This window comes from Paenibacillus sp. J22TS3, assembly GCF_018403205.1.
In the GTDB taxonomy this organism is placed as follows: Bacteria; Bacillota; Bacilli; order Paenibacillales; family Paenibacillaceae; genus Fontibacillus; species Fontibacillus tuaregi.
In genome coordinates this window covers 829,815-842,383 of sequence record NZ_BOSF01000001.1, presented here as the reverse complement: position 1 = coordinate 842,383, position 12,569 = coordinate 829,815, and the positions used below count along the sequence as shown (strand labels likewise).

Annotated in this window: 13 protein-coding genes; 12 read left to right on the top strand and 1 reads right to left on the bottom strand. The window is 50.8% G+C overall.

Annotated elements, in window-relative coordinates:
* Positions 1–58: 58 nt before the first annotated feature.
* The 6 genes from yqfC to KJS63_RS04005 all read left to right on the top strand — a co-directional run bounded on the left by yqfC (position 59) and on the right by KJS63_RS04005 (position 5,724).
* Complete coding sequence (yqfC, locus tag KJS63_RS04030; protein WP_068616247.1) at positions 59–352, top strand: sporulation protein YqfC; 294 nt, start codon at positions 59–61, stop codon at positions 350–352.
* The gene (gene yqfD / locus KJS63_RS04025; protein ID WP_213618016.1) at positions 349–1,530 is read left to right on the top strand and encodes a sporulation protein YqfD; all 1,182 of its coding nucleotides are present in this window, start codon (positions 349–351) and stop codon (positions 1,528–1,530) included. The genes yqfC and yqfD overlap by 4 nt, the downstream gene beginning before the upstream one ends.
* Positions 1,531–1,536: 6 nt before the next feature.
* The gene (locus KJS63_RS04020; protein WP_068616252.1) at positions 1,537–2,508 is read left to right on the top strand and encodes a PhoH family protein; all 972 of its coding nucleotides are present in this window, start codon (positions 1,537–1,539) and stop codon (positions 2,506–2,508) included.
* 84 nt (positions 2,509–2,592) lie between these two features.
* A complete protein-coding gene (locus tag KJS63_RS04015; RefSeq protein WP_213618015.1) occupies positions 2,593–4,881 on the top strand; it encodes an HD family phosphohydrolase in 2,289 nt (762 codons plus the stop codon).
* On the top strand, positions 4,856–5,353 hold the full coding sequence (ybeY, locus tag KJS63_RS04010; protein ID WP_213618014.1) for an rRNA maturation RNase YbeY: 498 nt from the start codon (positions 4,856–4,858) through the stop codon (positions 5,351–5,353). The genes KJS63_RS04015 and ybeY overlap by 26 nt, the downstream gene beginning before the upstream one ends.
* Positions 5,353–5,724: a diacylglycerol kinase family protein gene (locus KJS63_RS04005; RefSeq protein ID WP_213618013.1), complete on the top strand. Its 372-nt coding sequence runs from the start codon at positions 5,353–5,355 to the stop codon at positions 5,722–5,724. The genes ybeY and KJS63_RS04005 overlap by 1 nt, the downstream gene beginning before the upstream one ends.
* Before the next feature lie 176 nt (positions 5,725–5,900).
* On the opposite strand, the gene KJS63_RS04000 is transcribed toward KJS63_RS04005, so the two are convergent.
* Positions 5,901–6,236, bottom strand: a complete 336-nt coding sequence (locus KJS63_RS04000; RefSeq protein ID WP_213618012.1) for a hypothetical protein — start codon at positions 6,234–6,236, stop codon at positions 5,901–5,903.
* Positions 6,237–6,602: 366 nt separating this feature from the next.
* On the opposite strand from KJS63_RS04000, the gene era reads away from it, so the two are divergent.
* From era to KJS63_RS03970, 6 genes are all read left to right on the top strand, one after another.
* Positions 6,603–7,499, top strand: a complete 897-nt coding sequence (gene era, locus KJS63_RS03995; protein WP_213618011.1) for a GTPase Era — start codon at positions 6,603–6,605, stop codon at positions 7,497–7,499.
* Positions 7,500–7,615: 116 nt separating this feature from the next.
* Positions 7,616–7,753 (top strand): YqzL family protein, encoded by a 138-nt coding sequence (locus tag KJS63_RS03990; protein ID WP_213618010.1) that lies wholly within the window; start codon positions 7,616–7,618, stop codon positions 7,751–7,753.
* Between the two features lie 41 nt (positions 7,754–7,794).
* The gene (recO, locus tag KJS63_RS03985; protein ID WP_213618009.1) at positions 7,795–8,544 is read left to right on the top strand and encodes a DNA repair protein RecO; all 750 of its coding nucleotides are present in this window, start codon (positions 7,795–7,797) and stop codon (positions 8,542–8,544) included.
* A 419-nt stretch (positions 8,545–8,963) separates the two neighbouring features.
* Positions 8,964–9,851 (top strand): glycine--tRNA ligase subunit alpha, encoded by an 888-nt coding sequence (gene glyQ, locus KJS63_RS03980; protein WP_213618008.1) that lies wholly within the window; start codon positions 8,964–8,966, stop codon positions 9,849–9,851.
* Positions 9,844–11,922, top strand: a complete 2,079-nt coding sequence (glyS, locus tag KJS63_RS03975) for a glycine--tRNA ligase subunit beta (protein WP_213618007.1) — start codon at positions 9,844–9,846, stop codon at positions 11,920–11,922. Before glyQ ends, glyS begins: the two co-directional genes overlap by 8 nt.
* Positions 11,923–12,066: 144 nt before the next feature.
* Positions 12,067–12,522 carry a YaiI/YqxD family protein gene (locus tag KJS63_RS03970; protein WP_213618006.1) on the top strand — a complete coding sequence of 152 codons (456 nt, stop codon included), beginning with the start codon at positions 12,067–12,069 and terminating at the stop codon, positions 12,520–12,522.
* Positions 12,523–12,569 lie beyond the last annotated feature (47 nt).

Here is a 12,569-nt window from a genome sequence, read left to right as displayed (position 1 = left end):
TTTTCATAAACCGGCGTCTCCCCGCATATTTTGTACAGTATGGGAAGGAGGACTGCCGATGGGCCGTTTCAGCCGCAAATTACGTAAGTGGTCGGTCGATTTTCTTGACCTTCCACAGGATCTTGTATTTGATCTGCCCAGGCTCACGATGGTTGGCAACAAACAGCTGTTGATCGAGAATCATCGCGGAGTGCTGCATTTCTCACCTGACAAACTCAAATTGGCTCTTACGGACGGTTCCCTGGATGTGGATGGGAGAGGTCTTGTAATAAAAGCAATCATGCCCGAAGAAGTGTTAATTGAGGGTTATATCTCAGCAATCCAGTATTTTGGAACGGGGGAGAAAGGATGAAGACACCGGGCTTAACGAAACTTCGCGGATCGGTCAAGGTCACGGTTCGGGGAGAACGGATCGAGATTTTCATTAATGAATTGGCCAAGGAACGAATTGAGGTCTGGAATCTCAGGCCCCTGGCTCCTGACAGGATGGAGATGGAGATTGTCATTTCAGATTATTTCCGGCTTCGTCCGCTCTTGAAAAAGACAAGCTGCCGGGTTCACGTTGACAAGAGGGCGGGACTGCCCTTTTTCTGGATCCGTATCTTTAGAAGAAAATGGTTCCTTGCCGGCTTCACCTTATTCTTCCTGATAATCTTTGCGCTCTCCTCTATGGTATGGGATGTTGAAGTGAAAGGAAACAAGAAAATTGCTACGGAGGATATATTACTTGCCGCGAGAGAAGAGGGGATCTACCCTTTTCAGTGGATCTTCCGCCTGCCTGAACAGGACAAGCTTTCCAAGGATCTGACAAGAAAACTCAAAGGGACCTCTTGGGTGGGGGTTTCAAAGTCAGGAACAAAGGTTACGATTGAAGTTGTAGAGGCGGCTAAGCCTAAGAACACGGAGCTGTTGAGTCCAAGGCATCTGATCAGCAAGACGGATGCGGTGGTTACCCATATTTTTGCTGAACGAGGACAGCCAGAAGTGTCTAAGAATCAACGGGTAAAGAAGGGGAGCGTTCTAATTACCGGCGTTCAAGGAGATTTCCAGGTTGCTGCCAAGGGGGAGGTCAGAGGCTTGGTCTGGCATGAGTATACGATTGAGGCTCCGCTTGTGCTCAGACAGAAGGTTTTTACCGGGGAAAAGAAGGAGCGGGGATATCTTTATTTTGGCGATACTGCAGTTCAGATATGGGGGTACGGCAAAGTCAAATACGAGCAGTCCCAAACACTTACCCGACTTGATCCGTTAACCTGGAGAGAATGGAAGCTTCCACTTGGCTGGATGTCTGAAGATGTCATGGAGGTGACGGAGCTTGAGACGAAGCAGTCGCCGGAGATGACAATCCAGCGTGGGCTTGAACGAGCCAAGCTGGATATTTTGGCGAAGAATGGGGCGGATGCCCGGATTGTACAGCAAAAAATTTTGCATGAGAACACAGACAATGGTAAAGTTTATATGAAAGTGCTTTTTGAAGTGGAACAGAATATAGCGGAAGAGTTTCCGATAGTTCACAATCAAGGAGAATGAGGCTATTTGTCAGAGCAAAACGTAAGCACCAAAATACCACTGCAAAGTGCGGCAGAAGGGCTGTCGTTATTTGGCCCACAGGATACCTTTTTGAAACTGGTTGAAGAGAAAGTTGAAGTACAGGTGGTTTCGCGTGAATCCGAGATTACCATTCGCGGGGATAGAAGAAGTGTGGATGTGGTTCAGCAGCTGTTTGAAGTGCTGCTCCAATTGATTCGTAATGGATACATTCTCACTGAGCGCGATGTGCTCTATGCGATTGATCTTGCGCTTGATTTGCGCGCCGACCAACTGCTTGATTTATATAAAGGCGAGGTTGCGGTCACCTACAGAGGCAAGCCGATCCGCGTAAAGACGATCGGGCAGAAGCATTATGTTACAACGATTAAGAAGAGGGATGTTGTATTTGGGGTGGGGCCTGCGGGAACGGGGAAAACCTATCTCGCTGTCGTTCTAGCCATCTCGGCTTTGAAGGAAGGCTCAGTCAAACGGATTATTTTGACTCGCCCGGCTGTAGAGGCTGGTGAAAGCCTGGGCTTCCTGCCGGGAGATCTTCAGGAGAAGGTTGACCCATACCTTCGTCCTCTGTATGATGCTCTCTATGATGTGATGGGGCCAGAACAGGTGGCTAAAGCACTGGAGAGAGGGCTGATCGAAATTGCCCCTCTGGCCTACATGCGCGGCAGAACGCTGGATGACTCCTTTATTATTTTGGACGAGGCCCAGAATACAACACCAGAGCAGATGAAGATGTTCTTGACCCGTCTTGGCTTTGGCTCCAAGATGGTAATCACCGGGGATGTCACTCAGATTGACCTGCCCAAGGGCAAGAAGTCGGGCTTGGTGGAAGCTAAGTCTATTCTCCGGAATATCGATGAGATCGGATTTGTCTATTTTGACGAATCGGATGTCGTACGTCATTCATTGGTACAGAAAATTATTATTGCTTACGACCGGGCTGCTGAGAATCAGGGTTAGCAATCCGCAGAAGAGCAACCGTCGATCTAAAGAGAGATTTCCCCTAATAATCAGGTACTTTCAGAAGATAGTGAGGGCTGTTCTATGACCTCGAAAGAAGTGTCGAAAAGAGAAGCGTTTCAATCGAAAACGGCAGGATGGAAACATAGCGTACCTGTACGCTATGTTCTGTTTTTGCTGTTTGTTGTTTTATTTTACCTCAGTCTAGCCCCTAAGCTTCTTCCTGAGCGTTATAACATTGTTATTGGTGAGCCAAGCGAGAAAGAGATTCTCGCACCGGTTCAGATTGCCAACAACAAAGCGACGCTCAAGGCACAGGAGCAGGCTGCGGAGAGACAAAAGGATATCTATAAGATTGTATCCATCCGAAATGAGGTCCTTATCAGCCAGATCTTAGACCGGATTCTTCATCTCAATCAGGATGATCAGGTGTCCCGGGAGGATAAAATTTCAATCTATCGTGAGGAGCTCCCCAAGCGGGTACAGGAATATACCCAGAACTATATTTCCAATAATAAGTTATCCAGCACTTATTCTGACTCCCTTCTCAGTGAGATGAAGAAGAGGATTGCTGAGCAGGCTTACCACATCTCGGAGGAGACTTTCATCAAGATTCCCCGTCTGACCACGGAGGATATCAACGAGATGAAGCCGGTTGCCAAGGATATTGTAGCCCGGCTGATGAGTGATCAGGTAGTTGATGCTCCGGCCGTCCGGGTCAAAGTAGCGGAGCAGGTCAACTCCAGTATGCTCAGCAAGCGGATTTCTCGTGAAGTGGTTCAGGAGCTTGTGCGTCTGTGTATTACTCCGAATAACTTCAAGGATGATGAAGCTACCAAGGAAGCCAAGGTAGAAGCGAGGGAAAGTACTGAACCTGTTTATATCAAGCAGGGTGACGTGCTGGTCGCCAAGGGCGAGAGAATTACAGAGGAAATGTACAACCTGCTGGACCAGAACGGTCTGCTTAAGGACGAAGTGAATTATTGGCCACAGTTGGGCCTGTTGATGATGTCCCTGCTTCTTGGTTTTGGACTGATCATGTATATGCGCCAGTCAGAAGGAGCGGCCAGGTTCAAGTACAACAATGTGCAGTTGACCATGCTCCTGCTGATCTTCCTGATTGCGATTCTGTCTGTCCATGTGGTTAATATTTTGCAGACCCCGCAGCATCCATACATGGGGTATCTTGCTCCGATTGCCACAGGGGCAATGCTGATCACGTTGCTGATCGACATTCCGCTGGCCTATATCAGCTCAATGATTCTAAGCATCATGGCCAGCATTATATTAAATAGTCATCAGGGGCAGATTTTTGATTTTTATTTTGGATTCTTTGCGGTCATTGTCTCTTTTGTGTCGATTTTCTCGATTCATCGGGCAAGCCAGAGATCCACGATACTCAAAGCTGGAATTATGGTTTGCCTGTTCGGTTCTATCACCGTGCTTACCCTCGTGCTTTTGAACGACAAGGCGTTTACGCAGTCCAATACCTTGTATGCTATTGCATTTGCGTTTGCCGGAGGTTTGCTGACAACGATTCTGGTTGTGGGGCTTATGCCGTTTTTTGAAGTGTCGTTTGGCATATTGTCCGCGCTGAAGCTGGTCGAGTTGTCCAATCCTAATCATCCGCTGCTCAGAAAGCTGCTTACCGAGACACCGGGAACTTACCACCATAGTGTAATGGTTGGCAATTTGTCAGAGGCAGCCGCGGAGGCGATTGGGGCGAACGGCCTGTTATGCAGGGTAGGCTCCTACTATCACGATATAGGCAAGACGAAGCGGCCAAGCTATTTTATTGAGAATCAGAACAATATGGAGAATCCGCATGATTTCATAGATCCAAAGCTCAGCAAGTCCATCATTGTGGCCCATGCCCGGGATGGGGTGGAGATGCTGAAGGATTACAAACTGCCCAAGCCGATACGTGATATCGCAGAGCAGCATCATGGAACGACCTTTCTGCACTTTTTCTACCATAAAGCACTTAAACTTGCGGAGGAGCAGGGCGTGGAGCCGGATTTCACCGAGCAGGATTTCCGTTATCCCGGACCGAAAGCACAGTCTAAGGAAGCCGCTGTTGTCGGCATTGCCGATAGTGTGGAGGCCGCGGTGAGATCGCTGCGTAAGCCAACGGTAGAGCAGGTGGAATCCATGATTGAGAAAATTATCAAAAGCCGTCTGGACGATCACCAGTTCAATGAGTGTGATCTGACGATGCGTGAGCTGGATATCATCGCCAAGACGTTAAAAGAAACCGTAATGGGCATTTTCCATTCCCGGATAGAGTATCCGGAAGAGATAAAGAAACCTAAAGCAAATGATCAGAATGACAAGGGGCGTGATGCGGGTGAGCCTGCAGCTGGCGTGGAATAACGAGCAAGACGAATTCAACATTGATGAATCGCTTATCGCACTGCTTGAAGCCGCTCTCCAGAAGGCTGGGGAAGCGGAGGGCATTCATGAAGGCGAGGTTGCCTTGACTTTTGTGAATAACGAGACGATTCATGAACTTAACAAGGAATACCGGGGCATCGACCGTCCTACAGATGTTCTTTCCTTCGCAATGAACGAGTCGGTAGACGAAGAACCGGAGATCCTGTATGAGCTTGAGGAAGGGCAGTCCCTGAATGATATTCCGGACGTGCTTGGGGATATTATTATTTCAGTAGAGCGTGCCAAGGAGCAGAGCGAGGAGTACGGTCATTCGCTGGAGCGGGAAATCGGGTTTCTGTTCGTTCACGGCTTCCTTCACCTGCTGGGTTATGATCATCAGGATGAAGCGAGTGAAGCTGAAATGATGGGCAAGCAGGAGGCCGTTCTCTCTCAGGTCGGGCTTGTTCGATAATGAGATCGCGTTATAGATGGAGTTCCAGCTTCCGTTATGCGTTCCAAGGCATAACGTACGGGCTCAAAACACAGCGCAACCTTCGCGTTCATGTGGTTTGCGCGGTGCTGGCGGCCGGTGCGGCCGCCTTTTTCCATTTATCCGCGGTCAAATGGGCGATCCTGCTGCTCACCATTGCGGTTGTCATCGCCGCCGAGCTGATCAACACCGCGGTCGAATCCGTTGTCGATCTGACCAGCCCGGAACAGCACCCGCTGGCCAAAGCAGCGAAGGACACCGCCGCCGGCGCCGTCCTCGTCTGCGCCATCTTCGCGGTAATCATCGGGATCGTGCTCTTCTACGATCCCGTCACCGCTTGGTTGTCCAAGTAGCTCGCTCCGCACCCAGCCAAGCGAATCCCGCAGGGAGAGCGCTCCAAGCAGGAAGCGGCAGGGAAACGCGCCCAAAGCCGCGCCCACACCGCACTCAAGCCAAGCGAATCCCGCAGGGAGAGCGCTCCAAGCAGGAAGTGGGAGTGAAGCGCGCCAAAGCCGCGCCCACACCGCACTCAAGCCAAGCGAATCCCGCAGGGAGAGCGCTCCAAGCAGGAAGTGGCAGGGAAGCGCGCCGAAAGCGTCGCCTCGCCTCGCACCCAAGCTAAGCGAATCCCGCAGGGAGAGCGCTTCAAGCAGGAAGTGGCAGGGAAGCGCGCCAAAGCCGCGCCCACACCGCACCCAAGCCAAGCGAATCCCGCAGGGAGAGCGCTCCAAGCAGGAAGTGGCAGTGAAGCGCGCCAAAGCCGCGCCCACACCGCACTCAAGCCAAGCGAATCCCCCAGGGAGAGCGCTTCAAGCAGGAAGTGGCAGGGAAGCGCGCCGAAAGCGTCGCCTCGCCTCGCACCCAAGCCAAGCGAATCCCGCAGGGAGAGCGCTCCAAGCAGGAAGTGGCAGAGAAACGCGCCGAAAGCGTCGCCTCGCCTCGCACCCAAGCCAAGCGAATCCCGCAGGGAGAGCGCCTCGCAGCAGGCTGCAGCAGGAAAACGCACCAAGGCCACTCTCTACACCAAGCTTCACCAAAACCAGGTATCTAGCAACACTAACATCAAGCGGGTCCCGGAGGGACGGCAAGCGATCCCCCGCCGCATTCCATAGATCCGTACTCAGTCCCCCGCTCGTTATTCCAATTTCGGGTGTCCAGAGGGCAAAGCCCTTGGGGCCCTCCCTAAGCAGGGAGGGTTTGGGTGGGTATGAAAAACAAAGGAGCAAAACCAATGAAACCGAAATTCAAATCCGGCTTTGTGGCCATCGTGGGTCGGCCTAACGTAGGAAAATCAACGCTGATGAACCAAGTGATTGGCCAGAAAATCGCCATCATGTCAGACAAGCCGCAGACTACCCGTAATAAAATTCATGGGGTGTATACCACGCCGGACATGCAGATTGTTTTCCTGGATACGCCGGGAATCCACAAACGCCAATCCAAGCTGGGGGATTTCATGAACCAGACGGCCCTAAATACGCTTGGCGAGGTAGAAGCCGTTCTTTTCCTGGCAGACGCATCCGAAGGCTTCGGCGGCGGAGACCGCTTTATTATCGAGCGGTTGAAGGGCATTAAAACTCCCGTCATTCTGATCTTGAACAAGATTGACAAAATTGAGCCCGAGCAGCTGCTTCCGCTGATTGAGGAGTACCGCAAGCTGAACGATTTTGCCGAGATTATTCCAATCTCAGCCAAGCTGGGGAACAATGTCACCACAATGCTTGAGCAGATTTCCAAATACCTGCCGGAAGGACCACAGTATTATCCGGAAGACCAGGTGACAGACCATCCTGAGCAGTTTGTGTGCGCGGAGTTGATTCGCGAGAAGATTCTTCATAACACCCGTGAGGAGGTCCCACACTCAATCGCGGTCACAATCGAAGATATGCGGGTAGAGAGTAACGGAGTTGTACACATTTCGGCTGTGATTTTTGTGGAACGGGATTCCCAGAAGGGGATCATTATCGGGAAACAAGGGGCTATGCTTAAGGAAGTAGGCCGGCTCGCCAGACAGGATATCGAGAATTTGCTTGGCTCTAAAATTTTCCTGGAACTGTGGGTCAAGGTTAAGAAGGACTGGCGCAACCAGGATCGGGTTCTCAGGGATCTGGGATTCCATAAAGAGTGATCTTAAAAGTAATTCCTTAGAATTATACTGACAGTTATTGCAACTCATAGTTCGCGCCCTTCAGCACATCCTAATCTCGTGATGCAGCGTCATTTTCGAAGAGAGGATGAGAACGTATGCGTGATTTCTCATGGAATTATTTTACGAACAGTGGAGATGTCGATGCCTATTTGCTGTATAAGGCGGCTACTATGAACACGAACGAGGAGCCGGAGGCAATAGATGAATCGGACCTGGAGGAGGAGGCCACCTAGGGCGGCCTTCCTGCCTTTAAGGCCAGCTTGGGGGAGGAGACATGCTATACAGGGTGGAGGGGATTGTCATCCGCAGCATGGACTACGGCGAGGGGAATAAAATCATCACCATCTGCACAGCAAGCCATGGCAAAATTGGAGTGCTGGTGCGGGGGGCGAAAAAAGCGAAAAGCCGGCATGCTGCATTGACCCAGCCTTTTACAAATGGTGAATATGTGTTCTACCGCCAAGGAAGCGGTCTTGGAACTTTGAATCAAGGTGAGATTATGGAATCTCACCATCTTTTGCGTGAGGATCTCACGCTCGCTGCCTATGCTTCTTATGCCTGTGAGCTGCTCGACCGGACGCTGCAGGATGAGGAAGTCGGGGCATTCTGGTTTAACCAATTAAAGGCCTGCCTTCAGGCGCTGTCTTCAGGCAAGGATCCACAGGTTACCGTGCATCTGTTTGAGATGAAAATCCTCCAGGCAGCCGGGTATGGGCCGGTGCTGGATGAATGTATCTCCTGCGGGAGTCAGGAGGAGCCCGCTGTGATCAGCCCCCGTCTTGGAGGTGTGCTCTGCCGCAGATGCAAGCATCATGATCCGGCAGCCATGACCGTGACACCGGGGACGCTGAAGCTTCTTAGGTTGTTCTCCAAGCTAGATCTTAGACGGCTTGGGAACATCGATGTGAGGGATACAACGAAAAAGGAAATGAAAACGGTCATGAGAGCTTTTATGGACGCTCAATTGGGATTAAATCTGAAATCACAGAAATTTCTGGACCAGTTGGACAAATATGAACTGTGAGGACTCCCCTTTAATAGGCATGCGTCAGGTGACCACTTTTGCTGAGAGTTTGACTATCCCATGCAAATCATTTATTATTATTGAATAATTCTCTGTTAAACAACAGACATGTGTTGAACGGGAAAGTAGTGAATGGCTGTTCTAGTACGGCAAGCGATCCGGGGATGGTGAAAGCCTGGAAGAACGCGTTCATGAACAAGGCGCCCGGGAGCATGATTGAACGGAAAAGTGGATCCGGCGAAGAACCTCAAGATGGGGCAGAGCTGTGATCAAGTAGGGTGGAACCGCGGGAATAACTCTCGTCCCTACGTCTGTATAACAGGCGTAGAGGCGGGAGTTTTTTGCTGTATCCGGTAAGCATGCCGGCCAGTCGATCCCAGGCACTGCGCCACATTATGAACCAAAGGAGAAGTGTGCAAATGAATTTCCAGCAAATGATTCTGACGCTGCAGCAGTTCTGGGCTAAACATAACTGTATCATCGTGCAGCCCTATGACACGGAAAAAGGTGCGGGCACAATGAATCCGATGACGTTCCTGCGCTCCCTTGGACCGGAGCCTTGGAAGGTGGCTTATGTGGAGCCTTCCCGCAGACCATCTGATGGGCGGTATGGGGAGAACCCGAACCGTCTGTATCAGCATCACCAGTTCCAGGTGATTATTAAGCCTTCACCGGACAACATTCAGGAGATTTATCTGGAGAGCTTGAAGGCGCTGGGTGTAGATGCGCTTCAGCATGACATCCGCTTTGTTGAGGATAACTGGGAGAACCCTTCCCTGGGCTGCGCTGGTCTAGGTTGGGAAGTATGGCTGGATGGGATGGAAATCACGCAGTTCACTTATTTCCAGCAGGTTGGCGGCATCGAGACCCATCCGGTTGCAGTGGAGATCACTTACGGTATGGAGCGCCTAGCCTCATATATTCAAGAGAAAGAGAATGTGTTTGACCTGGAATGGGTAGAGGGTATCACTTACGGGGATGTATTCCACCATCCGGAGTATGAGCATTCCAAATATACTTTTGAAGTATCTGACACCAAAATGCTGTTCACCCTGTTCAACATGTATGAGCAGGAAGCGAATAAAGCCATGGAGCAGCATCTTGTGTTTCCGGCTTATGACTATGTATTGAAATGCTCGCACACATTCAACCTGCTTGATGCAAGAGGGGCGATCAGTGTGACTGAGAGAACCGGATATATTACCCGTGTCCGCAACCTGGCGCGTCAGGTGGCTGCGACGTATTTGGAGGAACGCGAGAAGCTGGGCTTCCCGCTGCTTAAGAAAGGAGGCGTAGTCCATGGCTAAGGATTTATTGTTTGAGATTGGTCTGGAGGAAGTGCCGGCAAGGTTCCTTCGCGCCGCTATGGACCAGCTTAAGGAACGAACTGAGAAGTGGCTCAGCGATTCAGTTATCGCACATGGTGAGGTACAGGCTTTCGCTACCCCAAGACGGCTTGCTGTGCTGGTTAAGGACGTTGCCGAGAAGCAGGAGGACGTTCATGAGGAAGTGAAGGGGCCTTCGCGCAAAATCGCGCTGGGTGAGAACGGCGAATGGAGCAAGGCGGCGCTTGGCTTTGCAAGAAGCCAGGGTGCGGACCCTTCACAGTTCACCTTCAAAGAGGTTGGAGGTACGGAATATATTTATGTCAGCAAGAGCACAACGGGGGGTGAGACGGCTTCCATCTTGGCTGAAGGGCTCACAGGAATCCTCCATGCGATGAATTTTCCGAAGAACATGCGGTGGGGGAGCTATGATTTCAAGTTCGTCCGTCCGATCCGCTGGCTTGTTGCTTTGTTCGGCAGTGAGGTTGTAAATATTGAAATTACCGGGGTTAAATCGGGTAATGTTTCAAGGGGGCACCGTTTCCTAGGCAAGGATGCCGTAATACCAGAAGCATCGGCTTATGTTGAAGCTTTGAGAGCGGAGCATGTGATTGTGGACGTTAATGAGCGTCAAGAGCTGATTTCAACTCAAATCGCTGAGCTTGCCAAATCGAAGGATTGGAATATCGCGGTCAAAGATGATCTGCTGGAAGAGGTATTGTTTCTTGTCGAGGTCCCAACCGTTCTGTTCGGGACTTTCGACGAGTCTTTTCTTAACATCCCGCAGGAAGTTTTGATTACTTCGATGCGTGAGCATCAGCGGTATTTCCCGGTGCTTGATGCCCAAGGCTCACTGCTTCCATACTTCGTGACCGTTCGCAACGGGGGATCAGTGGCCTTAGATACGATTGCAAAAGGAAATGAAAAAGTGCTTAGAGCACGTTTGTCTGATGCTAAATTCTTCTATGAAGAAGACCAAAAGCTTCAGATCAAGGATGCTTTGTCGAAGTTGGAGACGATTGTATTCCATGAGGAGCTTGGCACGGTCGGCGACAAAGTAAGACGCATTCGCCGGATTGCGGACAGCTTAGCTGAGAAGCTTGAGCTTGGAACTTCAACTGCTGAAGAAATCAGCCGTACAGCGGAGATCTGTAAGTTCGACCTCGTTACCCAAATGGTATACGAGTTCCCTGAGCTTCAAGGGGTAATGGGTGAGGATTATGCCCGTAAGGCTGGGGAGCCTGAGGCGGTAGCGCGGGGAATCTTTGAGCATTACCAGCCTAGATTTGCCGGAGACTCGGCACCAGCCTCCATGGTTGGCTCGATTGTCAGCATTGCCGATAAGATCGATACGATTGCGGGCTGTTTCTCCATCGGAATTATCCCTACAGGTTCGCAGGACCCTTATGCCCTGCGCCGTCAAGCTGCCGGCATTGTACAGATCGTTCTTGATCATCAGCTGCCGCTTCTGCTGTCGGATATTTTCGGAATTGCCCTTGAGGTGCATGAATCCATGGGTACACTCAAGCGCTCTGCTCAAGAAATCCGCAAGGACTTGTATGAGTTCTTCGGTCTCCGGGTGAAGAAGACGCTGTCTGACAGCTTGCGTTATGACGTGGTTGATGCTGTCATTGCAGCTGGCTACGATGACGTGGTTTCCGTGGTTTCCCGTGGGAATGCTCTGATGGATACGTTGAACCAGCAGCCGGATTTCAAAACAACAGTCGAATCGTTCAACCGGGTCAGCAATCTCGCGTCGAAAGCTTCAGCCGAGAAGGTCAGATCGGATTTGCTGCAAGAGGATGCAGAGAAGAGCTTGTACACGGCGTGGCAGAGCGTATCAGGCGAGTATCGCGGGCTGCTCGGAGAGAATAAGGCGGCCAAGGCGCTTGATATGCTTGGCAGCTTGAAGGCTCCGGTTACATTCTTCTTCGATTCGGTCATGGTTATGGCCGAGGATGAGCAGATCCGGGCTAACCGCCTTGCACTGCTTGCCTCCATCGATAGCGATCTGAAGCAGTTCGCTGATTTCAGTAAGCTGGTATGGGCATAATTTGACCGTTTGAGTTCTCCGGGAACCCGTGATTGGATTATTAGGAGGGGCAGCAGGAAAAAAGCCTAGGCCCCTCGTATATAATACTAAGGCGGTAACCATATAATAATGGGGATGAACTTGAATGGACGGGGGCAGTGAACAATGAGAATTGTAGTTGACGGTGATTCCTGTCCTGTCAAAAGTGAAATTGTATTTGCCGGAAGAAAGTTTCAAGTCCCGGTCATCATGGTCTCTTCCTACGACCATGTGCTTCAGCCCGGGGAAGGGGTAACGGTGGTGCAGGTGGACCGAAGCTCCCAAAGTGCGGATTTATTTATCGCTAATATCATTGTTTCTGGAGATGTTGTGATCACGCAGGACTATGGCCTCGCCGCATTGGCGCTGGCCAAGTCCTGCGCTGTGCTTTCTCCCCGTGGAGAGAGCTATCACAGCGGCAATATTGATTATCTTCTTGAACGCCGCCACTTTAACGCCAAGGCCAGACGGGGCGGCAAGCATAGCAAGGGGCCTAAGCCATTCACCGATCTGGACCGGGAGTCATTCCTACAGGAATTGACAAAAGTTTTGTCCAGGATGCAGGAGAATGGTTTATTTTAGCGAATTATATGTTACGCGTTCACTCCACATATAGAGATGAAGGTGGT